30 protein-coding genes are annotated in these 25,482 nt (G+C 66.0%); 23 read left to right on the top strand and 7 right to left on the bottom strand.

Going from position 1 to position 25,482, the window contains the following annotated elements:
• Positions 1–10: 10 nt before the first annotated feature.
• The 3 genes from ACTIMF_RS07215 to ACTIMF_RS07225 are packed head-to-tail and all read right to left on the bottom strand — an operon-like array spanning position 11 to position 3,026.
• The gene (locus tag ACTIMF_RS07215) at positions 11–898 is read right to left on the bottom strand and encodes an ABC transporter ATP-binding protein (RefSeq protein ID WP_442349601.1); all 888 of its coding nucleotides are present in this window, start codon (positions 896–898) and stop codon (positions 11–13) included.
• Complete coding sequence (locus ACTIMF_RS07220) at positions 895–1,965, bottom strand: FecCD family ABC transporter permease (RefSeq protein ID WP_442349602.1); 1,071 nt, start codon at positions 1,963–1,965, stop codon at positions 895–897. The genes ACTIMF_RS07215 and ACTIMF_RS07220 overlap by 4 nt, the downstream gene beginning before the upstream one ends.
• Positions 1,962–3,026 (bottom strand): FecCD family ABC transporter permease, encoded by a 1,065-nt coding sequence (locus ACTIMF_RS07225; RefSeq protein ID WP_442349646.1) that lies wholly within the window; start codon positions 3,024–3,026, stop codon positions 1,962–1,964. The genes ACTIMF_RS07220 and ACTIMF_RS07225 overlap by 4 nt, the downstream gene beginning before the upstream one ends.
• Before the next feature lie 342 nt (positions 3,027–3,368).
• Between ACTIMF_RS07225 and rplN the strand changes: the two genes are divergently transcribed.
• The 4 genes from rplN to ACTIMF_RS07245 are packed head-to-tail and all read left to right on the top strand — an operon-like array spanning position 3,369 to position 4,827.
• A complete protein-coding gene (gene rplN / locus ACTIMF_RS07230) occupies positions 3,369–3,737 on the top strand; it encodes a 50S ribosomal protein L14 (protein WP_442349603.1) in 369 nt (122 codons plus the stop codon).
• A 4-nt stretch (positions 3,738–3,741) separates the two neighbouring features.
• Positions 3,742–4,059 (top strand): 50S ribosomal protein L24, encoded by a 318-nt coding sequence (gene rplX / locus ACTIMF_RS07235; RefSeq protein ID WP_442349604.1) that lies wholly within the window; start codon positions 3,742–3,744, stop codon positions 4,057–4,059.
• 2 nt (positions 4,060–4,061) lie between these two features.
• Positions 4,062–4,640, top strand: coding sequence for a 50S ribosomal protein L5 (gene rplE, locus ACTIMF_RS07240; RefSeq protein ID WP_442349605.1), 579 nt, complete (start codon positions 4,062–4,064; stop codon positions 4,638–4,640).
• Position 4,641: 1 nt separating this feature from the next.
• Positions 4,642–4,827, top strand: coding sequence for a type Z 30S ribosomal protein S14 (locus ACTIMF_RS07245; protein ID WP_132992042.1), 186 nt, complete (start codon positions 4,642–4,644; stop codon positions 4,825–4,827).
• A 116-nt stretch (positions 4,828–4,943) separates the two neighbouring features.
• Here ACTIMF_RS07245 and ACTIMF_RS07250 read toward each other — a convergent pair whose 3' ends face one another.
• Complete coding sequence (locus tag ACTIMF_RS07250; protein ID WP_442349606.1) at positions 4,944–6,173, bottom strand: pyridoxal phosphate-dependent aminotransferase; 1,230 nt, start codon at positions 6,171–6,173, stop codon at positions 4,944–4,946.
• Between the two features lie 77 nt (positions 6,174–6,250).
• Between ACTIMF_RS07250 and ACTIMF_RS07255 the strand changes: the two genes are divergently transcribed.
• Positions 6,251–7,651 carry an aminotransferase-like domain-containing protein gene (locus ACTIMF_RS07255; protein WP_442349607.1) on the top strand — a complete coding sequence of 467 codons (1,401 nt, stop codon included), beginning with the start codon at positions 6,251–6,253 and terminating at the stop codon, positions 7,649–7,651.
• Positions 7,652–7,661: 10 nt separating this feature from the next.
• Here the strand turns inward: ACTIMF_RS07255 and ACTIMF_RS07260 are convergent, their stop codons facing one another.
• A complete protein-coding gene (locus ACTIMF_RS07260) occupies positions 7,662–9,056 on the bottom strand; it encodes an AIM24 family protein (RefSeq protein ID WP_442349608.1) in 1,395 nt (464 codons plus the stop codon).
• Positions 9,057–9,108: 52 nt separating this feature from the next.
• On the opposite strand from ACTIMF_RS07260, the gene ACTIMF_RS07265 reads away from it, so the two are divergent.
• Entirely contained in the window at positions 9,109–9,831 is a 723-nt protein-coding gene (locus ACTIMF_RS07265; RefSeq protein ID WP_442349609.1) for a trimeric intracellular cation channel family protein, read from the top strand.
• A gap of 3 nt (positions 9,832–9,834) precedes the next feature.
• On the opposite strand, the gene ACTIMF_RS07270 is transcribed toward ACTIMF_RS07265, so the two are convergent.
• Positions 9,835–11,208, bottom strand: coding sequence for a wax ester/triacylglycerol synthase domain-containing protein (locus ACTIMF_RS07270; protein ID WP_442349610.1), 1,374 nt, complete (start codon positions 11,206–11,208; stop codon positions 9,835–9,837).
• 87 nt (positions 11,209–11,295) lie between these two features.
• Positions 11,296–11,637, bottom strand: a complete 342-nt coding sequence (locus ACTIMF_RS07275; RefSeq protein WP_442349611.1) for a cupin domain-containing protein — start codon at positions 11,635–11,637, stop codon at positions 11,296–11,298.
• A 407-nt stretch (positions 11,638–12,044) separates the two neighbouring features.
• Here ACTIMF_RS07275 and ACTIMF_RS07280 point away from each other — a divergent pair, with 407 nt between their 5' ends.
• From ACTIMF_RS07280 to ACTIMF_RS07360, 17 genes are all read left to right on the top strand, one after another.
• On the top strand, positions 12,045–12,347 hold the full coding sequence (locus tag ACTIMF_RS07280; protein ID WP_442349612.1) for an urease subunit gamma: 303 nt from the start codon (positions 12,045–12,047) through the stop codon (positions 12,345–12,347).
• An 11-nt stretch (positions 12,348–12,358) separates the two neighbouring features.
• The gene (ureB, locus tag ACTIMF_RS07285; RefSeq protein WP_442349613.1) at positions 12,359–12,691 is read left to right on the top strand and encodes an urease subunit beta; all 333 of its coding nucleotides are present in this window, start codon (positions 12,359–12,361) and stop codon (positions 12,689–12,691) included.
• Positions 12,691–14,418, top strand: a complete 1,728-nt coding sequence (locus ACTIMF_RS07290) for an urease subunit alpha (RefSeq protein WP_442349614.1) — start codon at positions 12,691–12,693, stop codon at positions 14,416–14,418. The genes ureB and ACTIMF_RS07290 overlap by 1 nt, the downstream gene beginning before the upstream one ends.
• Complete coding sequence (locus tag ACTIMF_RS07295) at positions 14,418–15,074, top strand: urease accessory protein UreF (protein ID WP_442349615.1); 657 nt, start codon at positions 14,418–14,420, stop codon at positions 15,072–15,074. Before ACTIMF_RS07290 ends, ACTIMF_RS07295 begins: the two co-directional genes overlap by 1 nt.
• Entirely contained in the window at positions 15,067–15,795 is a 729-nt protein-coding gene (ureG, locus tag ACTIMF_RS07300) for an urease accessory protein UreG (protein ID WP_442349616.1), read from the top strand. The genes ACTIMF_RS07295 and ureG overlap by 8 nt, the downstream gene beginning before the upstream one ends.
• A complete protein-coding gene (locus ACTIMF_RS07305) occupies positions 15,792–16,505 on the top strand; it encodes an urease accessory protein UreD (RefSeq protein ID WP_442349617.1) in 714 nt (237 codons plus the stop codon). Before ureG ends, ACTIMF_RS07305 begins: the two co-directional genes overlap by 4 nt.
• 13 nt (positions 16,506–16,518) lie before the next feature.
• Complete coding sequence (locus ACTIMF_RS07310) at positions 16,519–17,529, top strand: HoxN/HupN/NixA family nickel/cobalt transporter (RefSeq protein WP_442349618.1); 1,011 nt, start codon at positions 16,519–16,521, stop codon at positions 17,527–17,529.
• A 106-nt stretch (positions 17,530–17,635) separates the two neighbouring features.
• A complete protein-coding gene (locus ACTIMF_RS07315; protein WP_442349619.1) occupies positions 17,636–19,321 on the top strand; it encodes a purine-cytosine permease family protein in 1,686 nt (561 codons plus the stop codon).
• Between the two features lie 123 nt (positions 19,322–19,444).
• On the top strand, positions 19,445–20,425 hold the full coding sequence (locus tag ACTIMF_RS07320) for a type IV toxin-antitoxin system AbiEi family antitoxin domain-containing protein (protein WP_442349620.1): 981 nt from the start codon (positions 19,445–19,447) through the stop codon (positions 20,423–20,425).
• Between the two features lie 290 nt (positions 20,426–20,715).
• Positions 20,716–21,114 carry a 30S ribosomal protein S8 gene (gene rpsH, locus ACTIMF_RS07325; protein ID WP_442349621.1) on the top strand — a complete coding sequence of 133 codons (399 nt, stop codon included), beginning with the start codon at positions 20,716–20,718 and terminating at the stop codon, positions 21,112–21,114.
• 12 nt (positions 21,115–21,126) lie between these two features.
• The gene (gene rplF / locus ACTIMF_RS07330; protein ID WP_442349622.1) at positions 21,127–21,663 is read left to right on the top strand and encodes a 50S ribosomal protein L6; all 537 of its coding nucleotides are present in this window, start codon (positions 21,127–21,129) and stop codon (positions 21,661–21,663) included.
• Between the two features lie 3 nt (positions 21,664–21,666).
• A complete protein-coding gene (gene rplR, locus ACTIMF_RS07335) occupies positions 21,667–22,077 on the top strand; it encodes a 50S ribosomal protein L18 (RefSeq protein ID WP_442349623.1) in 411 nt (136 codons plus the stop codon).
• Between the two features lie 37 nt (positions 22,078–22,114).
• Positions 22,115–22,768 carry a 30S ribosomal protein S5 gene (gene rpsE, locus ACTIMF_RS07340; protein ID WP_442349624.1) on the top strand — a complete coding sequence of 218 codons (654 nt, stop codon included), beginning with the start codon at positions 22,115–22,117 and terminating at the stop codon, positions 22,766–22,768.
• A 3-nt stretch (positions 22,769–22,771) separates the two neighbouring features.
• Positions 22,772–22,951, top strand: a complete 180-nt coding sequence (gene rpmD / locus ACTIMF_RS07345) for a 50S ribosomal protein L30 (protein ID WP_161897451.1) — start codon at positions 22,772–22,774, stop codon at positions 22,949–22,951.
• A 3-nt stretch (positions 22,952–22,954) separates the two neighbouring features.
• A complete protein-coding gene (rplO, locus tag ACTIMF_RS07350) occupies positions 22,955–23,395 on the top strand; it encodes a 50S ribosomal protein L15 (RefSeq protein ID WP_442349625.1) in 441 nt (146 codons plus the stop codon).
• A 206-nt stretch (positions 23,396–23,601) separates the two neighbouring features.
• Positions 23,602–24,933, top strand: coding sequence for a preprotein translocase subunit SecY (gene secY, locus ACTIMF_RS07355; RefSeq protein ID WP_442349626.1), 1,332 nt, complete (start codon positions 23,602–23,604; stop codon positions 24,931–24,933).
• Positions 24,930–25,478 carry an adenylate kinase gene (locus ACTIMF_RS07360; RefSeq protein ID WP_442349627.1) on the top strand — a complete coding sequence of 183 codons (549 nt, stop codon included), beginning with the start codon at positions 24,930–24,932 and terminating at the stop codon, positions 25,476–25,478. The genes secY and ACTIMF_RS07360 overlap by 4 nt, the downstream gene beginning before the upstream one ends.
• Positions 25,479–25,482 lie beyond the last annotated feature (4 nt).

Below are 25,482 nucleotides of genomic sequence, written 5' to 3' on the forward strand. Positions count from 1 at the left end.
GTCGCCTTTCCTATGGGCCTTCAGACTTTGAATGTGACTCTGCTGCACGGTAGTTCGCGGTGTCGCCGGGGATCGAAGCTGATCTGACCGCCCCGGCGGCCAGCGGCACCACCATCGGTGTTCCCGTTTCGGGGTCGGCGATGATCCGGCTCGACACGCCGAACACGTTCTCCACGTTCTCCACGGTCACGACGTCTGCGGGCGGGCCCTCGGCCACGACCGAACCACTGCGCATCGCGATGAGATGCGTCGCGTACCGGGCCGCCTGATTCAGGTCGTGCAGGACGGCAATCAGCGTGACGCCTCTCTTATTGAGGTCCGAACACAGTTCGAGGATCTCGAGTTGATGCGCTAGGTCCAGGAAGGTGGTCGGCTCGTCGAGAAGCAGCAGCGGGGTGTCCTGGGCGAGTGCCATCGCGATCCACACGCGCTGACGTTGTCCGCCGGAGAGGGCGGCGACCGGACGCGTGGACAGTTCGGTCAGTCGTGTTGCCTCGAGCGCACGCCTGACCGCTTCCTCGTCCTTGTCCGTCCATTGCGCGAACATCGACTGATACGGGAAGCGCCCACGCGACACCAAGTCGACGATGGTGATTCCCTCCGGAGCGATCGACTGCTGGGGGAGTAGGCCGACTTCGCGGGCGAACGCTTTGCCGTTCCACTGTTGGACGCTCTTACCGTCGAGCAGTGCGTTGCCGTGCGATGGCTTGAGCAGGCGCGACAGTGCGCGCAGGAGCGTCGACTTTCCGCATGCGTTCGGTCCGACGATGACGGTGAACGATCCGTCGGGGATGCTCACGCTCAGACCGTCGATGATCGTCGCGTTGTCGTATCCGACGGTGATCGTGTCGGTGCCGAGCCGACCTGTGGTCTCCCGATCGCTTGCGGTCCTGGTCACGAGGCTGCCTTTCGGGATTGTGCGATGAGGAGTCCGACGAGGTACACGCCGCCCAACGCGGTCGTGACGACGCCGACCGGCAGCTGAGTCGGAGCGAGCAGGGTGCGCGCGATCGCGTCGCTCAGAACGAGGAGCGTGGCCCCGACTGCAGCCGAAGTGATGAGCGGGATGCCCGGGCCTCGCGTGATGCGTGCTGCCACCTGCGGAGCGATCAACGCGATGAACGCGATCGGACCGGCGACGGCGGTGACCACCGCGACCAGGCAGACCGCGATGCCGAGTAGCAAGAGCTGGGTCTTCTCGGTGTCGACCCCTTTGCTCTCCGCGGAGTCCGTGCCGAGTTCGAACATCCGCATGCTCGGTGCGAGCAGGGTCAGGGCGGGGACCAGGACGACCAGTGCAACGGCCACCGGAATGATGTCCGCCATGGTGAGCTGGTCGAAGATGCCCTGCCCCCAGGCGGCGGCGACCGCGGCGTTCTCGACGCTGGAGTTCACCAGCAGGAAGCTGTTGAAGGCGACGAGCATCGCGCTGATGCCGATACCGATGACGACGAGGCGATTGCCTTGCATCCCCTGGTTTCTGGTGAGCAGGTAGATCACCAGTCCGGTGCCGAGTCCGCCGATCACCGCCCCGATCGTCGCACCTGAATATCCGAGACCGAACGTCAGCATCGCCAACAGCGCACCCGTGTTCGCGCCGTTGGTGAAGCCGATGATGTCGGGGCTTCCCAGGGGGTTGCGGGTGAGGGTCTGGAACACCGCGCCGGACAACGCCAGCGCCATGCCCGCCACGATCGCGACGAGGACGCGTGGGAGACGTCCTTCCACGACGATCCGATTGATGGAGGCCGTCTCGTTTCCGAGGATCGCGCCTGCGACGCGGTCGAGCGGCAAGTCGGCGCCTTCGACCGAACCGAGGGTGAGCGACCACAGTGAGACGGCGATGATGGCGATCGCGAGCAAGGCCGTAACGGCCACCGCCCACAGGTCGACCTTGATCTTGTGCGTGCCGATCGAGACGAACTTGATGCGCCGAGGCCAGATCTGGGGTGCAGTGGCGGTCACAGCGCGACTCCCTTCCTACGCACCAGGATGATGAGCGCGGGCGCGCCGATGAACGCGGTGACCATTCCGACGGGGAGTTCGGTCGGGGTGACGACTCGTCCGACGACATCGGCGGCCACAAAGATGATCGGCGCACACAGCGCGCTGGCGGGGATGATCCACCTCTGGTCGGGGCCGACGAACATGCGCACCAGTTGAGGCACCATCAGCCCGAGGAACGTGACCGGGCCGATGGCAGCGGTGGCTGCGCCGCACAGCAGCGTCATGGACACGAATCCGAACGCGCGGACCGTGGTGACCGGGACGCCGAGGGAACGCGCGCGGTCGTCGCCTAAACCGATTGCGTTGAGGTAACCGGTGAGCGCGATCGCGATGATGATACCGACCGCGATATACGGCCAGACCGTCCCGAGGATCTCCGACGAGTGGTCCTTCTGGAGCGACCCGACCTGCCAGGCGCGGATGGAGTCGAACGCCTTCGGGTCGACCATCGTCATTCCGAAGGCGACGCCGGTGAAGACGCAGCCGACCGCGACGCCGGTGAGGACGAGTTTGGCCGGTGCCGCGCCGCCTCGCCCGCGTGACCCGACGAAGTACACGAGAATCGCTGCGAGGAAGGAGCCGATGAGGGCGAACAGGATGTTCTCCGACGTCGATGTGGCACCCAGGATGGAGAAGCCGACCACCATGAAGAAGTAGGCACCCGCATTGACGCCCAGAATCCCGGGGTCCGCGAGCGGGTTACGTGTCATGGCCTGGATGACTGCGCCTGCGACACCGAGTGCGGCACCCACGACAATGCCGAGGATCGTGCGCGGAACACGGTTTGCCCAGATGATCTCGCCGATGGTCGAACCGTCGTTTCCGTTCCACAGGGCGCTCCACGACTGCGCTGCAGTGATGTCGCCGCTGCCGAACAGAAGGCTGAGCACTGATACGGCGACGACGAGCACCGCCAGCCCGAGCAGGATGAGCGTTCGAGTGGAGAGTCTCCGTGTGACGGTTCGGGCCGCGCCAGCGTCGTCGTCCGGAGTCCCGTCCGATTCACGGCCCGGTGCCATCGTGGGTGGGGCCGAATCCATCGAACCTCAGCTTTCGACGCCAGATCTTCTGACTTTGCGTTTGGCTACCCTAACACCTGACGGTTCCGGCTGCGATATGTCCTGAAAGATATACGCACCACGTGCCGGGCGTGCCCCGCGAATTTGTACCTGACCGGCGGATTCGCCTACACTAGAGCGGTTGCCTGCGGTGCGAGCACCGCGAGCCGACTTGCGAACCCACTGGAGCCACGCCGTTCATGCGGTGAAACCCCAGGCAGGCGCATGATCCGGTGGCGACAGACCGTGTGCGTCGGGTCGGAAATCCGGCGGACATAGAAATCCAGGTCAAGGAGACAAGCAGTGATTCAGCAGGAATCCCGCGTGCGCGTCGCCGACAACACTGGTGCCAAGGAAGTCCTTTGCATCCGTGTGCTCGGTGGTTCGTCGCGTCGTTACGCCGGCGTGGGCGACGTCATCGTCGCAACCGTCAAGGACGCCATCCCCGGCGGAAACATCAAGAAGGGTGAGGTCGTCAAGGCCGTCATCGTTCGCACCACCAAGGAGCGTCGCCGCGCCGACGGCTCGTACATCAAGTTCGACGAGAACGCCGCTGTGCTTCTCAAGAACGAGAGCGACCCGCGCGGTACCCGCATCTTCGGCCCGGTCGGCCGTGAACTTCGCGACAAGCGCTTCATGAAGATCGTGTCGCTCGCACCGGAGGTGATCTGACCTTATGAAGATCCACAAGGGTGACACAGTCATCATCGTCTCAGGCAAGGACAAGGGCGCGAAGGGCAAGGTCATCGAGTCCTACCCGAAGCGTGAGCGGGTCCTCGTCGAAGGCGTCAACCGCATCAAGAAGCACGTCGCAGATTCGGCTAACGAGCGCGGTGCAAGCTCCGGCGGCATCGTGACCCAGGAAGCTCCGATCCACGTCTCGAACGTGATGATCGTCGACTCCGAGGGCAACCCGACCCGCGTCGGTTACCGCATCGATGACGAGACCGGCAAGAAGGTCCGCATCTCGCGCAAGACCGGGAAGGACATCTGATCATGACCGCAACCGAAAAAGTTCAGCCGCGGCTGAAGCAGCGTTACCGTGACGAGATCAGGGAATCGCTCAACACCGAGTTCAACTACGCCAACGTGATGCAGATCCCGGGCGTCGTGAAGGTCGTCGTGAACATGGGTGTCGGTGACGCTGCCCGTGACGCGAAGCTGATCAACGGCGCCGTGACCGATCTGGCTCTGATCACCGGCCAGCAGCCGGAGATCCGTCGCGCTCGCAAGTCCATCGCACAGTTCAAGCTCCGTGAGGGCATGCCGATCGGCGCCCGCACCACGCTGCGCGGCGACCGTATGTGGGAGTTCCTCGACCGTCTCGTGTCGATCGCCCTCCCGCGTATCCGCGACTTCCGTGGCCTGAGCGACCGTCAGTTCGATGGCAATGGCAACTACACGTTCGGTCTGACCGAGCAGTCGATGTTCCACGAGATCAACATCGACAACATCGACCGGCCGCGCGGCATGGACATCACAGTCGTCACCTCGGCCACCACGGACGAGGAAGGCCGTGCGCTTCTCCGCGCGCTGGGCTTCCCGTTCAAGGACAACAACGCTAAGGACAACTGACATGGCAAAGAAGGCTCTGGTCAACAAGGCCAACAAGAAGCCGAAGTTCGCCGTGCGTGCCTACACGCGCTGCAACAAGTGCGGACGTCCGCACTCGGTCTACCGCAAGTTCGGCCTGTGCCGCATCTGCCTGCGCGACATGGCTCACGCAGGCGAGCTGCCGGGCGTGCAGAAGTCGAGCTGGTGACTTCTTCTCGGATCCTCTCTCTGCGCTGATCCGAGAACAATTGCGATAACACCGTCGGCCCCGTCTCTCTTGTTAGGAGGCGGGGCCGATGCGTGTTTTGCGTATCGGTGGCCGTGTCAGCGACGCCGATCGGACAAGTAGTCGCCGATGGTGGTGACTGCGCGCCCGAGTACCTGTTCGTCGGGGAGGCACACGATCCGGAAATGGTCCGGTTCGTGCCAGTTGAATCCGGTGCCGTGCGTGACCAGGATGTGCTTGGTGCGGAGCAGGTCGAGGACGAATTCCTCGTCGTCGTTGATGCCGAACATGTCTTGGTCGATGCGCGGAAAGCAGTACAACGCTCCGCGCGGTGGGACGCAGCTGACGCCGGGGATCGCGTTGAGCGCTTCCGCTGTCCGCGCGAGTTGATTCTCCAGTCTGCCGTCGGGATCGATGATGTCGGCGGGCAGCGGCGAACCGGGTGTGCCCGCGCCGAGTGCGACCGGAATGGCGTATTGGCCGGGCACATTGGGACAGACACGCATGTTGGACAGCAGCGTGATGCCTTCGAGGAGATCGGTCGCGAGGTGGAGTGGCCCGGTCGCCACAACCCAGCCTGCGCGGTAGCCGCACACACGGTAGGCCTTCGACAAGCCACCGAACGTCAGGCACAAGACGTCGTCGCCCGCCGCGCGCGCGGCGAAGTGATGGCGAGCGTCGCCGAAGATCAGTTCGTCGTAGATCTCGTCACTGAGCAAGATCAGCCCGTGGCGGCGTGCGACGTCTGCCATCCCGCGGACGGTCTCTTCGCTGTACACGGCGCCCGTCGGATTGTTGGGGTTGATCATGACGAGCGCGGTGGTCCGCGAAGTCACCTTGGACTCGATGTCCTCGATGGACGGATTCCACCCGTTCGACTCGTCGGCCAGGTAGTGCACCGGCACCCCGCCGGTCAGGTTCACCGCGCCGGTCCATGTCGGATAGTCGGGTGCAGGCACCAGGATCTCGTCGCCGGGATTCACGAGAGCCTGGAGGGTGAGCGTGATGAGCTCGCTGACCCCGTTGCCCAGGAACACGTCGTCGGCGGACACCCCGTCGACGCCGCACCGCAGGTAGTGATCGGCGACGGCCTCCCGCGCGGGCCGAATCCCGCGAGAGTCCGAATATGCCTGCGCGGGAGCGAGGCTCGCGGCGACGGCGTCCACGATCTCGAGGCGTGCCTCGAGCCCGAACGGGTGCATGTTGCCGAGGTTGAGACGAAGGACGTCGTGGCCCTCGGCCTCCAGGCGCATGGCCTCGGTGAGGATCGGGCCACGGACGTCGTAGCGGACGTTGCGGAGACGGTCGGACTGTCGGAAGGCTGTCATACCGCCATCCCATCGTCTAAGTGGTGGTGACGGTAGATCCACTTCTGCCAATTTCGCAGGACCACTATGCTTGTGTCATGCCCCGCGGTCCTCGTCCTGGTTCCCTCGTCCTCGGCGACGTGGCGGGTGCTGCGGATTTGGTGAACGCGATCGTCGACCGGATCGCCGACGGTGCTCTCGCCGACGGCGACCGGATCCCGTCGAGTAGGGCGCTCGCCGAGCAGACCGGACTCTCCCGAGGCACTGTGGTCCGCGCGTTCGACGAACTCGTCGCCGCGGGGTTCGTCGTCTCGGAGCACGGCTCGGGCACATGCGTCAGCGCCGGAGCGGTGCAGGCCGCGCAAGCCGGCGCGCGCACTCGCGGGCGGGACGACGGCCGCCCCGGACCCGACGTCGAACGGCGACGAGGGCGATCTCGTCGAGACCTTCGTCCCGGAATCCCCGACGCGGCGCTGGTCGCCGGACGAGCCTGGCGCAGTGCCATGCGGGCTGCCGCGGCCGCGGGACTGTCCGGACTGAATCCGTGGGAGGAGCCGAGCCCCACGCTGCGCGCGGCACTGTCCGGGCATCTGCGGCGGCATCGCGGCATCGCCGAGGCGGACCCGATCCTGTTCGACAGTTCGCGGTCGGTGGTCGCCGCGCTGTGCGCTGCGTTCGCGGCTGAGCAGCCGGTCGTGTTTCATGTCGAGGACCCCGGATATCGCGGCGCCGTGCTCATGGCCCGTGAACAGGGACTCCAGGTTCGGTTCCACCCCGCCGATCCCGACGGACTCGACGTCGCCCGCCTTGGCGACGAGCCCGCCATCGTGTTCACCACGCCTGCACACCAGTATCCGCTCGGGTACCGGGCGAGCGTGGACCGTCGAGTGGCGCTGGTCGAATGGGCGCGGCGGACCGGATCTCTGGTGATCGAGGACGACTACGACGGAGAGTTCCGCTACGGCGTCGCTCCGCTGCCCGCGCTCGTGACCCTGCCGGGCGGGGATGAGAGCGTGGCGTACGTCGGCACGTCGTCTAAGTCGGTGTCACCGGATCTGCGCGTCGCCTGGTGTCTGCCGCCGACTGCACTGCGCCGCGACGTCGAGCGGTGGCTCGCGGTGCACCGTCGAGGGCCGTCGTCAGTGCCCGCCGATGCTCTGGCGGAGTTCATCGGATCGGGTGCGATGGATCGTCACCTTGCGCGGGCAGCCCGCGTGTACAGCGATCGGCGGTCGCGGCTGGTCGCGGCGCTAGACCGGGAGTGTCCCGACCTTTCGGTGACGGGGGTCGAAGCAGGCCTGCACCTGTGCGTGCTGCTGCCGGGTTGTGACGACGACGAGGTGGTCCATGTGCTCGAGACTGCGGGGTGGCGGACGAGATCACTGAGCAGTCAGTCGTCGCAGCACGTGGTATCGGGGCTCGTGCTGAACTACGCGCGTCTCGGCGCGCGGGATGCCGACGAGTTCGCGTCGGCGTTGCGTGCGACGCTGTCGTCCTGACGAGTAGTCGTCAGCGTCCGAGGAAACCGCCCAACGCTCCACCGACTCCCGCGTCCTTACCTTGTCCCGTGCCGCCGATGAAACCGCCGGGCGGCTGCTCGGACGGTTGGACGACGACGAACCCCTGTCCGCCGAACGCGAGGGTGAATCGCTCGCCGGTGCTGCGCCCCAGGAGCGTGTTGAGACCGAAGCTGTCGTTGGTCTTGATCGAGGTCCGCAGACTCGACGACCACGCGACCGCGGCCTGTGGGTCGGCGTAGGTGTCTCCTGCGACGTTCAGTACAACGGGGGAGCCGTTGGTGGTGATGGCGATCCGGCCGCGTCCGGTGAACACGCAGTTGAACATGCCCGCGTTGCTCATCGCGCCGGCGCCGTGCATGCGTTCGACGTTGTATTGGAGGGTGGGCTCGAAGGCCAGGACGTTGGTGCCGTTGATGGTGAGGCCGTCCGACCCGTCGAGGTCGATCACGTGCACTTCGGAGGCGTTATCGGCGAGGAACAGGTCGCCGCGCCCGGAGACCTTCATGAGGGGGACGCCCTCACCGGTCATCGCCTGGCGCATCATGCGCCCGAAGCCGCCCGCGCCGATTCCTTCGAAGTGAAGGTCGCCCTGGTAGGCGACCATCGATCCCTGCCGGGCCATGACCTCGCCGTTGAGCCCGACACGGCACATCTTGCTGCCCTGCTTGGTGATGCCCTGGGCCTGGACTTCGGCGTGGTCGGGGGCGAAGAGTTCGCTCTGCATGGACCCTCCTGGGGTACGGCCCGCGGCGATAGGTGCCGCGGCTGGATTGGGGACCGGCGAAGGTGTCGGTCGCTGCTGTGTCTGTGATTGGGGAGCCTGGCCTGCGGTTGGCGGCCACGGCTGCGGATCGGTCATGCGCGGTGCGTTCTGCGGTGCGGGGTCGTCGTCGACGCTGATGCCGAACGCTGTCGCCAGCCCGGACAGCCCGTTGTCGTAGCCCTGTCCGACGGCGCGGACCTTCCACTGGTCGCCGCGTCGATACACCTCAAGGCATACGACGGCGGTCTCGCTCGTCAGCCCGGGAACGGTGAAGTCGGCGGACACGGTGCCCGCGGCGTCGAACACCGTCGCCTGCAGCGCTCCGGCGGTCGCGAACGAACTGGGGCCGGTTCCGTCGAGGCTCGCGGTGACCGCGATCGTCGTGATCTCGCGATCGACGGCGGTGGTGTTGACGGTGACCGTGTCGACGGACCCCTCGTCGCGGTACTGCACACCGCGTGCAGACGGCTGGTTGTAGAAGACGAAGTCGGCATCCGAGCGGACGCGCCCGTTGTCGGCCACGAGAATCGCCGACGTGTTCACCGGGGAGGCCGAGCGGACCTGCACGCGGATCGTCGACGACGGGAGCGGCTGATTCTCGCCGGGGGACAACTGCCTCACAGGTTAACTGTACCGAGATGCGCGCCCGTCATGTCGGGGCGACCGTGCCGCGATGACTAGGCTCCTCATGAAGGACAAGCCAGTCGGTGAGGAGACGTCGATGAGCGTTGCGCAGGCGGTGTTGGCTGCCGACATCGACCACGCGGCATCGGTCGTCCAGGAGATCGGCGAGATGATCGGCACCATTGCGTTCGCGGCGTCCGGTGCGCTCCTGGCCGTGCGACGGAACCTCGACATCGTCGGCATCGTGTTCTTGGCTGTCAGCACAGCACTCGGCGGTGGCATCATTCGCGACATCATGGTCGGCAACACGCCGCCGACCGCGTTCACCGACCTCAAGTTCCTCGCGGCTGCGGCGGCTACCGGCCTCGTTATCTTCTTCTGGCATCCGCCGCCCCGACTGACCCGGTGGCCGCTGGACGTGACCGACGCGATCGGTCTCGGGATGTTCGTCGTCGTCGGCGCCACCGTGGGCCACGCGTGGGGCGCGTCGCCGACAGTGGCCGCTCTGCTCGGATTCACCACGGGCGTCGGCGGTGGCATCATCCGCGATGTCCTGTCTGGGAAAGTGCCCGCGATCCTGCGCACCGACGAGCCGCTCTACGCGATCCCCGCGTTCGCCGGAGCCGTCGTGGCGTCCACGCTCATGGCTTTCGACTGGTATCGCGGATGGATGGGGCTGATCTGCGCGCTGCTCGTGATCGTGGCGCGGCTGGCCTCCCTGAAGTACGGGTGGCGCGGCCCGCGTCCGTACTACGTGTCGCGCGGGGAGTGAGAGTCAGGCGGAGCGCCCGTATGAGGAGATCACTTCCTCAAGGTTCGCTCGGAGAGTGGCGACGTAGCCGTCGAGGTCATGCAGCTGCGCGGGATCGGCCATGATCCCGATCGCCAGGTTGTCGCCGAAGGTCGAGACGGTGTGGTTGACACCGAGTCCGTCGGAGACCGGTGTGACGCCGAAACAGGCCACTCCGGGTTGGCCCGCGAGGGTCCACGAGTGCGACGGCCCCTTCGGGATCGTGCTGATGCGCAGCTGCGTGGGACCGGGCTTGGGGCCTCGTGCTTCACGGGCTTGCCCACGGCGGTACAGGAGGCGATAGGCGAATCCCGGCAGGCGCGGAAGAATCGAATACATAGCCGCGAAAGTCGGGAGATTGAGTCGAGTGCGCTCGGACCGAACCCGATGGTGAACGGCTCGGACCTGCTCGTCGAGCGGAAGCTCCGGGCTCAATTCGACGGTCCCGAATCCCAGCGCGTTCCGCATGTCGGGATCGACCAAGTCTCTGACGGAGATGGGGACACTTGCAGCGAGTGGCTTCTCAGGCTCGCCGAGGTGCGCTGCCATCGAGCGTCCGATGACGCTCAGTACCACGTCATTCACCGAGGCCGACCCGATGGCGTGGGCGACGCGACGCACCCGGCTGACGGACTCGAAGACGATCGCCGAGTCCCGATCGGGACCGCACGGCTGGTTCACAGCGGTGACACGCGGCTGTGCGTCGGGCATCGTCCACACACCCGCCTTACGATCCTTCGCGGCTCGGCGACTCACCATGACGAGCCGCCAGAGGTCGGCGAGGATCATGAAAGGCCGGATGAATCCCCGAACGATCTCGATGGCGGTGACCTTGCCGCGAGTGGTAGACGCACGACCGGTAGAAGGCGGCGGCGGTTCCGACTGCTCTTCGAATAGCGATCGAGCGATCTCTGCCACGCCCATTCCGTCGGCCATCGAATGGTGGAAGCGCAGCACGACTACAGTGCACGGTCCGCTCGTCGACTCGATTCCGCTGACGTCTCGCACGATGTAGATCTGCCAGAGAGGCCGTTCGTGGTCGAAATCGAGTTCGTGAAGGTCTGTCATGAAACGTACGAGCGTGTCCCATCCCATCGCAGGGCGGGTTTCGATATGTTTACGCGCGTCGAAGTCCGGAACCTCGGTCCAGTACGCGTCTCCGATGTCGAGGTGAGCCCGGACCATTCGTTGGCGGAGGCGCAACACGGCATCGGCGCGCCGTGCGACCTGATCGACGAGTTCTGCCGAGTCGACGCTGCTCTCAGTGAACGCGTACGCAGTCACGATTGATGATCGGACCCGCTCGGACTCTGCATAGGTGAAAGTGGCGTCGTACGGTGTCACCCGGGAAGTTGTCACACCTACCGAGTGTAGTTCGTTCGGATGACAACTTCGTCCGTTTCGACTACTTCGCTCAGACTACAAGCACGTCAATTTCGATCAAGGTCAGGCACCAGAAGACCCCAGCGCGACCGTCAACAACACCGCCGCGTCCTCGTCCGCCGTCAATCCGTGCCGGACGTTCGGAATGTCGACGAGATCGCCTGCGGTGCCACGCCATTCGCCGTCGGGTGCGGTGAGCCGGACCGTCCCGCGGAGTACCTGGAGGGTGGCCTCACCGGGACTCTCGTGGTCGGCGAGCCCTTTCCCAGCGGCCAACGCGATGACTGTGTGCCGCAAATTGTGTTCGACGTGACCGCGGATGGTGCGCGCCGCCCGCCCGGATCTCGCGGTGCGAGCCTCCGACAGCAGTTCGTCGACGACGGTGGGAAGCGATACCGAATTCATGATGTCTCCTGTGTCTCGTCCCACTTCGTGAAGAATCTGCCAACGTCCAGTAGCGCTTGAGCTGCCGGTCCTTGCACGCTGTGGGATTCACGCATGACCCGAACTGTAGACCTGACATGCCCAGACTTCTGTGCTTCGCCAGACTTCGGGGACTTATGGCCGTACTCATGCCCGGCGTTGGTCAGACCCGTGCCCGGACGGTCACACTCGGCGCCTGCACCTTGACTCAATCGTGTTGTTTGTTACCCGAATCGGGTAACAAACAACACGATTAAGTCATCTGCCGACGATCTGCGGATACCGAGAAGTACCGCGAGCGTTTCTGGGCCGTTGCGCGTCTATGACGTTCGTGTGACGCGGCAGGCTCATGGTCGCTCGCGCGAGTACGCGGTGGCACTATCTTTCGTATGCGCTTCACGCCGGGAGACACCGAGAAACTGCTGCTGTCGGTGGCCGGGATGGTGGCACGCGATCGTCGTGCGCGTGGAGTGCGACTCAACCATCCCGAGACCGTCGCCCTGCTGTCGACGTGGGTCATCGAGCGGGCGCGCGACGGTGTCGGCGTCGCCGAACTCATGGAACAAGGACGGCGCGTCCTGACGCGTGAGGACGTGATGCCCGGCGTCGCCGAGATGCTCGACGACGTACAGGTGGAGGCCACGTTCCCGGACGGCCGCAAGCTCGTCACCATTCACCACCCGATCGACTAGAAGGGCGACACATGTCTTCGGCACCACGTACCGACGGGCCGGGCGCGATCCGCGTCCGACCCGGCGTCATCGCCCTCAACGCCGACCGCGACGACTCCGAGCGGATCGACCTCGTCGTCGTCAACACCGGCGACCGCCCGGTCCAGATCGGCTCGCACCTGCACCTGCCCGACGCCAATGCGGCGCTCGACTTCGACCGGGGGGCCGCCGACGGCTTCCGCCTCGACGTGCCGTCTGGGACGTCGGTTCGATTCGAACCAGGAGCCTCGAAATCTGTTGCGGCGGTTGCCTTGCGTGGACTGCGGATCGTCCCCGGGATCGCACTCGGAAAGCAGGCGCGCTGATGGTCGAGATCGACCGCGGAACCTACGCGTCGCTGTATGGTCCGACTGTCGGCGACCAGATCCGTCTGGCCGACACCGACCTGTGGATCGAGATCGAACGAGACCACACCCTCGGCGGCGACGAGGCGGTGTTCGGCGGTGGCAAGTCGATCCGCGAGTCGATGGGGCAGTCGGCTGTGCCACGCAGCGCGGGCGCCCTCGACACGGTCATCACGAACGTCGTCGTTCTGGACTGGTGGGGGATCGAACGCGCCGACGTCGGCATCCGCGACGGACGGATCGTCGCACTCGGACGCTCCGGCAACCCGGACATCGCCGACGGCGTGCACCCCGACCTCGTCATCGGACCGTCGACCGATGTGATCTCTGGAGAGGGGAAGATCCTCACCGCGGGCGGTATCGACTCCCACGTCCACCTGCTGTCCCCGTCGCAGTGCGACGAAGCACTCGCGACTGGGTTGACGACGCTCATCGGCGGCGGGACGGGGCCGTCCGAGGGGTCCAAGGCGACGACCGTGACGCCCGGCGCGTGGCATCTGCAGCAGATGCACCGCGCCCTCGACGCGATTCCGGTCAACGTTCTACTCCTCGGCAAAGGCAACACGGTGTCGGCGGACGGACTCGCCGAACAGGCGCTCGGCGGCGCCGCGGGGTTCAAAGTCCACGAGGACTGGGGTGCGACCCCCGCCGCGATCGACGCCGCGCTCCGCGCCGCCGATGACTGGGGACTGCAGGTCGCGTTGCACTCGGACTCGTTGAACGAGGCGGGCTTCGTCGACTCGACGGTCGACGCGATCGGCGGCCGCAGCATCCACGCGTTCCACGTCGAGGGTGCGGGCGGTGGCCACGCGCCGGACATCCTGTCGATCGCCGGGCTGCCCAACGTGATCCCCGGATCCACCAACCCGACGCTCCCGCACACCGTCAACACCGTCGCCGAGCACCTCGACATGCTGATGGTCTGCCACCACCTGAATCCGGCGGTCCCGGAGGACCTCGCGTTCGCCGAATCGCGTATCCGTGCGACGACGATCGCCGCTGAGGACATCCTGCACGACCTGGGCGCATTGTCGATCACGTCGTCGGACGCACAGGCGATGGGCCGCATCGGCGAGGTCATCACCCGTACCTGGCAGGTGGCGCACGTGATGAAGGCGCGGCGGGGTCATCTCGGCGGCGGGGCCGCCGACAACCTGGCCGCCAGGAGCGGGGCCGACAACTACCGCGCGCGCCGATACGTCGCCAAATACACGATCAACCCGGCGATCGCGCACGGCATCGACCACGAGATCGGATCGATCGAACCCGGCAAGCTCGCCGACCTGACTCTGTGGGATCCGCGCTTCTTCGGAGTCCGGCCGTCGCTGGTGATCAAGGGCGGGACCATCGCCTGGGCATCGCTCGGCGACCCGAACGCGTCCATCCCCACGCCGCAGCCGGTCCTGCAACGCCCGACGTTCGGCGCGCGCATCGGTGCCGACCTCTCGGTGTCGTTCGTGTCGCCCGCAGCGCTTGACGACGGGCTCGCCGACCGGCTCGGGCTACGACGTCGTCTCGCGCCGGTCCGGCCGACGCGCGCGATCGGCAAGGCGGACATGAAGGTCAACGACGCCCTGCCGAGAATCGACATCCGGCCCGACACTTTCGACATCCGGATCGACGGCGAGCTCGTGACTCCCGCACCCGCAGTGGAGCTGCCGATGGCGCAGCTCTACTCGATGTTCTGATGACGGCACCGACCCAGGTCGCGATGCTCTTGGCCGATGCGCGGCTGCCGACCGGCGGGCACGCGTACTCCGCGGGCATGGAGCCGGCCCTGACCGGTGGCATGCCGCCTGACCACGTGCGGGATCTGCTGTGCGCGCGGGCGCAGACCACCTCACAGGTGGAAGCGGGGACCGCTGTCCTCGCGCGCCACCGTGTGCTTTCCGGCGAATCGCTGCAGGCGGTGCAGGACGCGTGGGCGGCGCGGACGCCGTCGCCCGCAGTGCGTACCGCGTCGATCGCCCACGCGCGCGGATACCTACGACTGGCCCGGCGCATTTGGCCCGCCGTCGACTCCGGCGCCCTTCCCGAGACACCATGCCGCGCAGTGGTTCTCGGAGCCATCGCGGCGACAGCAGCGCTGCCCGCTACTGACCTCGTCCGCCTGGTGATCTACGACGAGGCGGCGACCGCGGCCGCGGCATTGCTCAAGCTCGACCCGCGCGACCCCGCCGAGGCCACCGGGTGGATCCTCGACGCGTGCGCTGCGGCCGAATCGACGGTGGCGCAGATCGCCGCCGTCACCGACCCCGCCGCCGTTCCGGCGTCCGGGGCTCCACACAGCGAGCAGTGGGCGCAGACCCACGCCCGCCTGACCCAGAGGTTGTTCCGTGCCTGACCACACCGCTGCACCAGACCGTGCGCTCCGACTCGGGATCGCCGGCCCCGTCGGTACCGGCAAGTCGTCGTTGATCGCCACCGTCTGCGCCGCCCTCGTCGACGAGCTCGCGATCGGCGTCATCACCAACGACATCTACACCGACGAGGACGCGCGCTTCCTGCGGTCGGCGGGCGTCCTGGACCCGGATCGGATCCGCGCCGTCGAGACTGGAGCCTGCCCGCACACCGCGATCCGCGACGACGTGACCGCTAACCTGCTCGCCGCCGAAGACCTGGAAGCCGACTTCGCGCCACTCGACGTGGTCCTCATCGAATCCGGCGGTGACAACCTGACTGCCACGTTCTCGCCTGCGCTCGTCGACGCGCAGATCTTCGTGCTCGACGTCGCAGGCGGCGGCGACGTCGCACGCAAGGGCGGTCCGGGCATCGGTCGCGCGGACCTCCTCGTCGTCAACAAGACCGACCTCGCGCCGTACGTCGGCGTCGACGTTCCGACGATGGTGGCCGACGCGTCTGAGGCGAGGGAGGGACGGCCCGTCCTCGCCTTGTCTCGGACCGATGCGGAATCGGTTGCTGCCCTGCGTGAATGGGTCCTTCGTGTGCTTGCGGCGCATCGCAGCGGATCGCACGAGCCAGTGGACCCGGGCCCGATGGCCCCTCACTTCCATGCCGACGACGCGCACCCGGACGGCGGGTACGTGCACTCGCACCAGCATTGAGGACCGCTCGGATCGCCGTCGACGCCGCGCCGGGACGGGCGCTCGTCGACCTGTCGGCGGAAGCCGGCACGACGTTGGTCCCGAGGCTGCTGGACCGGACCGCGTCGTCGGCGCGGATCGCGCTGGTGGCGGGTGGGGCGATGCTCCTGGGCGGCGACGCGATCGGTCTCGACATCCGCGTCGGGGCGGGATGCACGCTCGACCTCACCGAAGTCGGCGGGACCGTCGCCTACGACGCGGACGGCGAAGCGTCGGGGTGGTCGACGCACGTCATCGTCGAACCCGGGGCGACGCTGATCTGGCGTGGTCTGGAGACTGTCGTCGCCGACGGCGCGAACCTGCATCGTCGGACCGAGATCGCTCTCGCCGACGGCGCACGCGCACTGGTCCGCGACATCTGTGTGCTCGGACGCTCCGGCGAGCGAGGCGGACGTCTGTGCGCCGAGACGACGGTGACGGTCGACGACGTCCCGCTGCTCGTCGAGTCGATCGACGTGCACGGCGACCAGCCGATGCCCGGAGTGCTCGGATCGAACCGCGTCATCGAATCGATCGTGCTGGCAGGGATTCGACCCGGCGAGAGTGACGCGCACACGATGGAGACTGCCGGACCGGGCGCATTGGCCCGATACCTCGGGCACTCTGTTCACGAGAGTCCGCTCGCACACACGTGGGACACCTTCCGACGACTGATAGAGGGCGACGACTGATGGAGGCGGATCTGTGACGGCCGAAGACCAAGCTGTGCTCGCCGAGGACCGATCAGTTCGCGATCCCGGCAGCCGATGGGCCGTCGCCGTCATCGTTGTATTGCACCTGCTCGGGTGGGGTCTCCTGCTGACGGTGGTGGTTCCGTCGGGGATCACGTACGACTCGGCCGGACCCGCTGCGCTCGCCGTCGGACTGGGCGCGTACGCACTCGGCCTGCGGCACGCGTTCGACGCCGACCACATCGCTGCCATCGACAACACGACGCGCCGCTTCGTCGACCGGGGCAGACCAGCGTCGACGGTTGGCCTCTGGTTCTCGCTCGGCCACTCGAGCGTCGTGTTCGGGCTGTGCCTGGCGCTCGTCGTCGGGCTCGGCGCGCTCGGCCGTGCCGTCACCGACGACGACTCGACCCTGCACGAGGTGACTGGCGTCTGGGGGCCGCTCGTCTCGTCGCTGTTCCTCCTGGCGATCGCGGCAGTCAACGTCCGATCGCTCGGCACGTCCGACGGCGCGTCCGCCGGCGGTCTCGTGTGGCCGGTGGTGCGCCGGTTCGAGCGCGTCGTCGACCGCCCTACCCGGATGTTCGCGGTCGGCTTCGCCTTCGGTTTCGGGTTCGACACCGCGACCGAGATCGGCCTGCTGGCGCTCGCCGGATCGGCGAGCCTGGGGGCCGTGCCGTGGTGGGCCGTCCTCACCCTGCCCGTCCTGTTCGCGGCAGGCATGTCGTTGCTCGACACGGTGCAGGGCGCGGTGATGCGCCGCGCGTACGTGTGGTCGCCCGGCGCCACGCGGTCGCGAGCGATCTCGTACCGGTCGGTGATGACGGGCATCTCGGCGGCGGTCGCGGCGTTCATCGCGGTGGTTCAACTGTCTTCCCTCGCGTATGAGCAGTGGGGCTGGACCGGACCGTTCGAGTGGCTCGGCGGAGCCGACCTGGAGACGCTCGGTATCTGGCTGACCGGGGTCCTGCTGGCCGTCTGGGCCGCGGTCTTCGTCGCGACGCGGCGCCGAGCGACGACGTAACACGTTCGACACCAACGGTTTCGGCGACGCAACATAACCGCCCCGCGGTGGTGACATCGCCTGCATACATTCAATTCACCGATCGAAGAGGGTGAGTGGAGGACGAATGACAGACCAGTTGACGCGCGTTCCAGACGGTCCGGTCGCAGGTGGGCGGGAGGGGGATGCGCTCACCGAGACGCTCGAGGATTACACACTCCGGTTCGCGCCGCGCAGTTACCGCAAGTGGAGTACAGCGGTGGTCGCCACGTCGGCGCTCGGCGGTATCGCGTACCTCGCCGACTTCTCGATCGGCGCCAACATCGGGATTGCGCACGGTACGGGCAATGCGCTGTGGGGAATCGCGCTGTTCGCGGCGGTCATCATCGCGACGGGCATCCCGCTCGCGGTCTACGCCGCCCGCTACAACCTCGACCTGGATCTGATCACCCGGGGCAGCGGCTTCGGGTACTACGGCAGCGTCGTCACCAACTTGATCTTCGCGTCGTTCACGTTCATCTTCTTCGCCCTTGAGGGTTCGATCATGGCGCAGGGCCTGGAACTCGGTCTCGGGATACCGCTGCCGGTCGGCTATCTGGCGTCGACGCTGATCGTCCTGCCGCTGGTGATCTACGGGATGAAGGCTCTCGCGAAACTACAGGTGTGGACGACGCCGCTGTGGCTGGTGATGATGGTCGGTCCGCTCGTCTACCTGCTCGTCGCGCACCCGAGCGCGGTGAGCGACTTCCTCGCGTTCGGCGGCATCGACGAGAACGGTGCGCCGCGCGGTGAGGGCGTGAGTTGGGCCGGGATCATGTTGTGCGCAGGCGTCTGTCTGTCGCTGATTGCGCAGATCGCCGAGCAGATCGACTACCTGCGGTTCATGCCGCCGAAGACTCCGGAGAACACGCGACGCTGGTGGACGGCCGTCCTCGTCGCAGGCCCGGGATGGGTGCTGTTCGGCGCGGCGAAACAGATCGTCGGTCTGTTCCTGGCCGTCTATCTGATCGGCCACGTCGCCGACAGCGCGGGCGTCGCGAACCAGCCGGTCCACCAGTTCGTGATGGTCTACGAAGAGATGATGCCGCCGTGGCTGGCGATGACCCTGGCCCTGATCCTCGTGGTGATCTCGCAGATCAAGATCAACGTGACGAACGCGTACTCGGGGTCGCTCGCATGGACCAACTCGTTCACCCGTGTCACCAAGACGTATCCGGGTCGGCTCGTGTTCGTCGTCGTCAACCTGCTGATCGCGCTGGTACTGATGGAAGCCAACATGTTCAGTTTCCTGAACGAGCTGCTGAACTTCTATGCGAACTGTGCCATCGCCTGGATCGTCGTCGTCGCCACCGACATCGTCGTCAACAAGTGGCTGCTGAAGATCAGCCCAATGGCTCCGGAGTTCCGTCGCGGAATGCTGTACGCGGTGAACCCGGTCGGCTTCGTGTCGGTTGCCGTCGCCGCGGGCGCGTCGATCGCCGTGTTCTTCGGAGCATTCGGCGACGGCATCGCACCCTATTCGCCGCTCGTCGCCGCTGTCCTGGCGTTCGTGCTCCCGCCGATCCTCGCCGTCGCGACTCGCGGCCGGTACTACCTGCGTCGTACCGACGACGGCATCGACCTGCCCATGTACGACGAGTACGGGAACCCGAGCGACGCCACCCTGCGGTGCTGCGTGACCGGCGCCGAGTTCGAGCGTCCCGACATGCTCGCCTCCGCAGTCCCCGCTCCTGACGGCTCGACGCAGTACATCTCGTCGCTCGCCCTGGCCTGCGACAAGACCGGAGTGCACATCCTGCCGCCGCAGTCGTAGAGGCGTCTGACTCAATCGTGTTGTTTGTTACCCGAATCGGGTAACAAACAACACGATTAAGTCATCTGCCGGGCTGTGGATAACGACCTTGGCCGATGTACGGTCGTCAGCGAGAATTCGGAGATGGGGGATATCGAGGCCATTGCCCGTCTCGTGCAACTGATCAAAGACCAGGACGGCGTCGTCGCGCGACGACAGGCGCTGGCTTGCGGCGTCGACTCCGCGTATGTCCGTCGGCAGCTCCGAAGCGGTGCGTGGTTGAGCGTTCAGCCGGGGGTCTACATCACGCACAACGGACCGTTGTCCTGGCGGCAACGTGCGTGGTGCGCCGTGCTCGACGCGGCTCCCGCAGCATTGAGTCACGCGTCCTCGGTGCGCGCGACGATGCGTCTCCAGGAGGAGGGACGTCGTGCGGAGCCGATCCACATCGCGGTGGCCGACGGACGGCACGTCACCTCGCGAGACGGCGTCGTCGTCCACCACCGGGCGACGTTCGAGGCCGACGTCCAGGCCAATCTGTCGCCGCCGCGGATCCGACTCGAGGAAGCTGTCCTCGACGTCGCCGCGGGTGCACGCAACGACATCGAGGTCGTCGCGGTGTTGTCCGAAGCGGTCGGCGGACGTCGGACGACCGCCGCCCGACTCCTCGACGCGGCGCAACGGCGGACGCGGCTGCGTCGTCGAGCGCTGATCGCCGCGATCCTCGCCGACATCCGCGACGGCACCTGCTCGGCGCTCGAGTACGCGTACCTCACGAAAGTCGAGCGGCCGCACGGCCTCCCGAAGCCGGTACGACAGTCCGAGATCCGCGTCGGACGACGCGGATTTCGCGACATGGAGCACCCGGACTTCGGCCTCGTCGTCGAACTCGACGGCCGTGCGTTTCACGACAGCGTCGCCGATCGGGACCGGGATATGGAGCGAGACCTGGACGCCGCCGTCGAATCGGACCTGGACACGAGGCGGCTCGGCTGGGGCCAGGCGTCGGTCCGGCCATGCGTCACCGCCGCCAAGCTGGCTCGGATATTCGCGCGTCGGGGATGGACGGGCACACCGACCGCCTGCTCGTCGCCGAAATGTGCCGTCGGCAATCAATCGTGTTGATCGTTACCCGAATCGGGTAACAAACAACACGTGGAGAAGCGCAACCTGTGACGACCACCGATTTGGTTCAGACCGCGGGGTTCTCTACACTAGACCAGTTGCCTGGGTGAAGTGTGCCCCCAGGAGCCACAACTTCATAGCTCGCGGGTGCCGGTGAAAAGCCAATGGCATCGGCGGGGGAGAAAATGCACAACTATCCACTTCGTGGAAGGCCCACCGGCGCATCGCATGCGAGAAATCGCCGATCACCGCTGTATGGGAACCGCTACGAGAAAGGTTGACGGTCAACCATGACCATGACTGACCCGATCGCAGACTTCCTGACGCGTCTGCGCAACGCCAACTCGGCGTTTCACGACGAGGTGACCCTCCCGTCGTCGAAGATCAAGGTGAACATCGCCGAGATCCTCAAGCGCGAGGGCTACATCACCGACTTCAGCGTCGCAGACGCAGAGGTCGGCAAGAAGCTCGTCGTCACCCTGAAGTACGGCCCGAGCCGGGAGCGCAGCATCGCTGGTCTCCGCCGCGTCTCGAAGCCGGGACTCCGGGTGTACGCGAAGTCCACCAACCTGCCCAAGGTCCTGGGCGGCCTCGGCGTGGCCATCATCTCCACGTCGTCCGGCCTGCTCACCGACCGCCAGGCAGCCAACCAGGGCGTGGGCGGCGAAGTCCTCGCATACGTCTGGTAGGGGAGCGTAAAAATGTCGCGTATTGGTAAGAATCCCATCGAAATCCCGGCAGGCGTCGACGTGACCGTCGACGGCCAGGACGTGAAGGTCAAGGGCCCGAAGGGCGAACTGAGCCTCACCGTCTCCGAGCCGATCGTGGTGACGAAGGAAGAGAACTCCCTCGTCGTCGCTCGCCCGAACGACGAGCGTCGCAGCCGTTCACTGCACGGCCTGAGCCGCACCCTCGTCAACAACCTGGTCGTCGGCGTGACCACCGGCTACACCACGAAGATGGAAATCTTCGGTGTCGGTTACCGCGTCCAGGCCAAGGGCAAGGACCTCGAGTTCGCCCTGGGCTACAGCCACCCCGTGCTGATCGAGGCACCGGAAGGCATCACCTTCGCAGTCGAGTCGCCCACCAAGTTCTCGATCGCGGGCATCGACAAGCAGCAAGTCGGCCAGATCTCGGCGAACATCCGCCGCCTGCGTCGCCCCGACCCCTACAAGGGCAAGGGCGTGCGTTACGAGGGTGAGCAGATCCGCCGCAAGGTCGGAAAGACGGGTAAGTAAGACATGGCTGAAACAACTCAAACCACCGCACAGGCGCGCAAGCCCCTCGGCAAGGACGTGTCGACTCGTCGTCGTACCTCGACCAAGCGTCGTCACTTCCGTCTGCGCAAGAACGTCTCCGGCACGGCAGAGCGTCCGCGTCTGGCCGTCAAGCGCAGCAGCCGCCACATCCACGTGCAGGTCATCGACGATCTGACCGGTCGCACCCTGGCAGCAGCCAGCACCATCGAGGCGGACGTTCGCTCCGCCGGTGGCGACAAGTCGGCACAGGCGAAGAAGGTCGGCGAGCTCGTCGCCGCCCGCGCCACGGCAGCAGGAGTCGACGCGGTCGTCTTCGACCGCGGCGGCAAGGCGTACCACGGTCGCATCGCGGCCCTGGCCGACGCTGCCCGCGAGGGAGGCCTGAAGTTCTGATGACGACTAACACGATCAACACTGGAGGGGACATCTGATGCCCGGACGTCAGCGTGATGGCGGCAACGGACCCGCCGGAAACAACACCAACAGCAACAACAGCAGCGATCGCGGCCGCGGCCGCGGCGACCGTCGCGACAACCGTGGAGGCCGTGACCGCGAAGAGCGCAACCAGCTCGAGCGCGTCGTCACGATCAACCGCGTCTCGAAGGTCGTCAAGGGTGGTCGACGCTTCAGCTTCACCGCCCTCGTCGTCGTCGGTGACGGCAACGGCATGGTCGGCGTCGGCTACGGCAAGGCCAAGGAAGTTCCCGCAGCGATCCAGAAGGGTGTCGAAGAGGCTCGCAAGAACTTCTTCCGCGTCCCGCTGATCGCCGGCACGGTGACCCACCCGGTTCAGGGTGAGGCAGCGGCCGGTGTCGTCATGCTGCGCCCCGCCAGCTCGGGTACCGGTGTGATCGCCGGTGGCGCCGTCCGCGCCGTCCTCGAGTGCGCAGGCGTCAGCGACGTTCTGGCGAAGAGCCTCGGCTCGGACAACGCGATCAACGTCGTTCACGCGACGGTCGCCGCCCTGAAGATGCTGCAGCAGCCCGAAGAGGTCGCTGCTCGTCGCGGGCTGACCGTCGAAGAGGTCACCCCCGCCGGCATGCTGCGTGCACGCGCAGCGGCCGCAGCGAACAAGGGAGCATAAGCCATGGCTGAGCTGAAGATCACCCAGATCAAGGGCACCATCGGTACCAAGAAGAACCAGCGTGACAGCCTGCGCACCCTTGGCCTCAAGGGTATCCGCAAGACCGTCACCCGCGAGGACACGCCGATCAACCGCGGTCTCATCAATGTGGTGCGGCACCTCGTGACAGTCGAAGAGGTTTAAGTCATGACCATCAAGCTGCACCACCTTCGTCCCGCACCGGGATCGAAGACCGAGAAGACCCGTGTGGGTCGCGGTGAGGGCTCGAAGGGTAAGACCGCGGGTCGCGGCACCAAGGGCACCAAGGCTCGCAAGAATGTGCCTGCCGGCTTCGAAGGCGGCCAGATGCCCATTCACATGCGTCTGCCGAAGCTCAAGGGCTTCACCAACCGCAACCGCGTGGAGTACCAGGTCGTCAACGTCGGCGACATCGCCAAGCTGTTCCCGGAGGGTGGCGCCATCGGCGTCGCCGAGCTCGTGGCAGCAGGCGCCGTCCGCAAGAACCGTCTCGTCAAGGTTCTTGGCAACGGAGAACTGAACGTGAAGGTCGACGTCACCGCCGACAAGTTCACCGGTTCCGCCAAAGAGAAGATTGCCGCCGCAGGCGGCAGTGTCACCGAGCAGTAAGAGCTTGGTGCACATCTGATCACCCGGTCAGGCGAGCGGAAAACGGACAGTCGTGTCCGTGCCCTGCTCGCCTGACCGGTTGTGGTCAGACGACTGTTAGAGTTCGTAGGGGCGCCCTGACGACAGGGTGCCCGGAATCTTTCGAGCGTGAACGCCGAGAATGCTGGCCAGCGGTCCGCAGACTCAGGTGCTTATAGGAGGACTTGGTGCTTTCCCCCCTCGTGGCGACCTTCCGGACGCCCGACTTGAGGAAGAAGATCTTCTACGTCCTCGGCATCCTCGTGCTGTACCGCCTCGGCGCGACGATGCCGTCGCCGGGCGTGAATTTCAAAGAGATCGACCGATGCGTCGAAGCCGCCAGCCAGGGCGACTCCGGACAGATCTACTCGCTGATCAACATGTTCTCCGGCGGCGCATTGCTGCAGCTGTCGGTTTTCGCGATCGGCATCATGCCGTACATCACGGCCAGCATCATCGTTCAGCTGCTCACCGTGGTCATCCCGCGGTTCGAGCAACTGCGTAAGGAAGGCCAGTCCGGCCAGACGAAGATGACGCAGTACACGCGCTACCTGACGTTGGCGCTGGCACTGCTGCAGTCCACGGGTATCGTCGCGCTTGCCGCCAGCGGTAATCTGCTGCCGACGACCGGGGGCGACTGCAACTCTCAGGAGATCATCTCCGACCGGTCGATCTTCGGCCTCATCATCATCGTGCTCGTCATGACGGCAGGTGCTCTGCTGGTCATGTGGTTCGGCGAGATCATCACCGAACGCGGCGTCGGCAACGGCATGTCGATCCTGATCTTCGCGGGTATCGCGGCACGTCTGCCGTCCGAGGGCCGCAACATCCTGCAGTCCCGCGGCGGCCTCGCCTTCGGCCTCGTATGTGTGGCCGTGTTGATCATCCTGATCGCCGTCGTGTTCATCGAGCAGGGCATGAGACGGATACCCGTCCAGTACGCCAAACGCATGGTCGGACGAAAGATGTACGGCGGATCGTCGACGTACATGCCGATCAAGGTGAACACCGCAGGTGTCATCCCGGTGATCTTCGCGTCGTCGCTGCTGTACATCCCGCAGTTGATCCTGCAGATCACCAACCAGAACAACACCGAGGTGTCGGGCTGGCAGGTCTGGATGCAGGACAACCTGATCAACCCGTCCAGCTGGTTCCACATCGTGCTCTACTTCCTGCTGATCATGTTCTTCACGTTCTTCTACGTGGCGGTCACGTTCAACCCGGAAGAGCGAGCCGACGACATGAAGCGTTACGGCGGCTTCATCCCGGGCATCCGACCGGGTAGGCCGACCGCCGAATACCTGGGCTATGTGCTCAACCGAATCACGCTGCCGGGATCGCTGTACCTCGGCATCATCTCGATCCTCCCGAACCTGTTCATGGACCTTGGTGGAAGCAGCGCGCAGAACATTCCGTTCGGCGGTACGGCGCTGCTGATCATCGTGGCTGTCGGCCTCGACACCATCAAGCAGGTGAACAGCCAGTTGATGCAACGCAAGTACGAAGGGTTCCTGAAATGAGACTCGTCATCCTCGGTCCTCCCGGAGCAGGTAAGGGCACGCAGGCAGAGCTGTTGTCGGAAGCGCTCGGCATTCCGCACATCTCGACCGGAGACCTCTTCCGGGCGAACATCTCGCAGGGCACCCCGATCGGGCTCGAGGCGAAGAAGTTTCTCGACGCGGGAAACCTCGTCCCGCCGGAGATCACCATCAACATGGTCCGTGAGCGTCTCGCCGAGCCGGACGCCGCCAAGGGCTTCATCCTCGACGGCTTCCCCCGCTCCACGGAGCAGGCCGTCGCACTCGAAGGCATCCTCGACGACCTGGGCACGCAGCTCGACGGCGTCCTGTCGTTCGAGGTCGATGCCGACGTGGTCGTCGAGCGCATGCTGGCTCGTGGTCGCGCCGACGACACCGAAGACGTGATCCGCAACCGGATGTCGGTGTACGAGGCCGAGACGGCTCCGTTGCTGACGCATTACGCGGGCACCGTCAAGACCATCGACGCCGTCGGCGAGCTGCCGGAGGTCCACCAGCGCGTCATGTCGGCCGTCGGCAAGGCCTGACGAG

This window comes from Gordonia sp. (in: high G+C Gram-positive bacteria) (genome assembly GCF_052106715.1).
In the GTDB taxonomy this organism is placed as follows: Bacteria; Actinomycetota; Actinomycetes; order Mycobacteriales; family Mycobacteriaceae; genus Gordonia.

Excerpts from the sequence above, each read along its gene's own strand:
- ACTIMF_RS07225 (WP_442349646.1), bottom strand. The coding sequence starts at position 3,026 with ATGGCACCGGGCCGTGAATCGGACGGGACTCCGGACGACGACGCTGGC.
- rplX (WP_442349604.1), top strand. The coding sequence starts at position 3,742 with ATGAAGATCCACAAGGGTGACACAGTCATCATCGTCTCAGGCAAGGAC.
- rplE (WP_442349605.1), top strand. The coding sequence starts at position 4,062 with ATGACCGCAACCGAAAAAGTTCAGCCGCGGCTGAAGCAGCGTTACCGT.
- ACTIMF_RS07245 (WP_132992042.1), top strand. The coding sequence starts at position 4,642 with ATGGCAAAGAAGGCTCTGGTCAACAAGGCCAACAAGAAGCCGAAGTTC.
- ACTIMF_RS07250 (WP_442349606.1), bottom strand. The coding sequence starts at position 6,173 with ATGACAGCCTTCCGACAGTCCGACCGTCTCCGCAACGTCCGCTACGAC.
- ACTIMF_RS07255 (WP_442349607.1), top strand. The coding sequence starts at position 6,251 with ATGCCCCGCGGTCCTCGTCCTGGTTCCCTCGTCCTCGGCGACGTGGCG.
- ACTIMF_RS07265 (WP_442349609.1), top strand. The coding sequence starts at position 9,109 with ATGACTAGGCTCCTCATGAAGGACAAGCCAGTCGGTGAGGAGACGTCG.
- ACTIMF_RS07275 (WP_442349611.1), bottom strand. The coding sequence starts at position 11,637 with ATGAATTCGGTATCGCTTCCCACCGTCGTCGACGAACTGCTGTCGGAG.
- ACTIMF_RS07280 (WP_442349612.1), top strand. The coding sequence starts at position 12,045 with ATGCGCTTCACGCCGGGAGACACCGAGAAACTGCTGCTGTCGGTGGCC.
- ureB (WP_442349613.1), top strand. The coding sequence starts at position 12,359 with ATGTCTTCGGCACCACGTACCGACGGGCCGGGCGCGATCCGCGTCCGA.
- ACTIMF_RS07290 (WP_442349614.1), top strand. The coding sequence starts at position 12,691 with ATGGTCGAGATCGACCGCGGAACCTACGCGTCGCTGTATGGTCCGACT.
- ACTIMF_RS07295 (WP_442349615.1), top strand. The coding sequence starts at position 14,418 with ATGACGGCACCGACCCAGGTCGCGATGCTCTTGGCCGATGCGCGGCTG.
- ACTIMF_RS07315 (WP_442349619.1), top strand. The coding sequence starts at position 17,636 with ATGACAGACCAGTTGACGCGCGTTCCAGACGGTCCGGTCGCAGGTGGG.
- ACTIMF_RS07320 (WP_442349620.1), top strand. The coding sequence starts at position 19,445 with ATGGGGGATATCGAGGCCATTGCCCGTCTCGTGCAACTGATCAAAGAC.
- rpsH (WP_442349621.1), top strand. The coding sequence starts at position 20,716 with ATGACCATGACTGACCCGATCGCAGACTTCCTGACGCGTCTGCGCAAC.
- rplF (WP_442349622.1), top strand. The coding sequence starts at position 21,127 with ATGTCGCGTATTGGTAAGAATCCCATCGAAATCCCGGCAGGCGTCGAC.
- rplR (WP_442349623.1), top strand. The coding sequence starts at position 21,667 with ATGGCTGAAACAACTCAAACCACCGCACAGGCGCGCAAGCCCCTCGGC.
- rpsE (WP_442349624.1), top strand. The coding sequence starts at position 22,115 with ATGCCCGGACGTCAGCGTGATGGCGGCAACGGACCCGCCGGAAACAAC.
- rpmD (WP_161897451.1), top strand. The coding sequence starts at position 22,772 with ATGGCTGAGCTGAAGATCACCCAGATCAAGGGCACCATCGGTACCAAG.
- rplO (WP_442349625.1), top strand. The coding sequence starts at position 22,955 with ATGACCATCAAGCTGCACCACCTTCGTCCCGCACCGGGATCGAAGACC.
- ACTIMF_RS07360 (WP_442349627.1), top strand. The coding sequence starts at position 24,930 with ATGAGACTCGTCATCCTCGGTCCTCCCGGAGCAGGTAAGGGCACGCAG.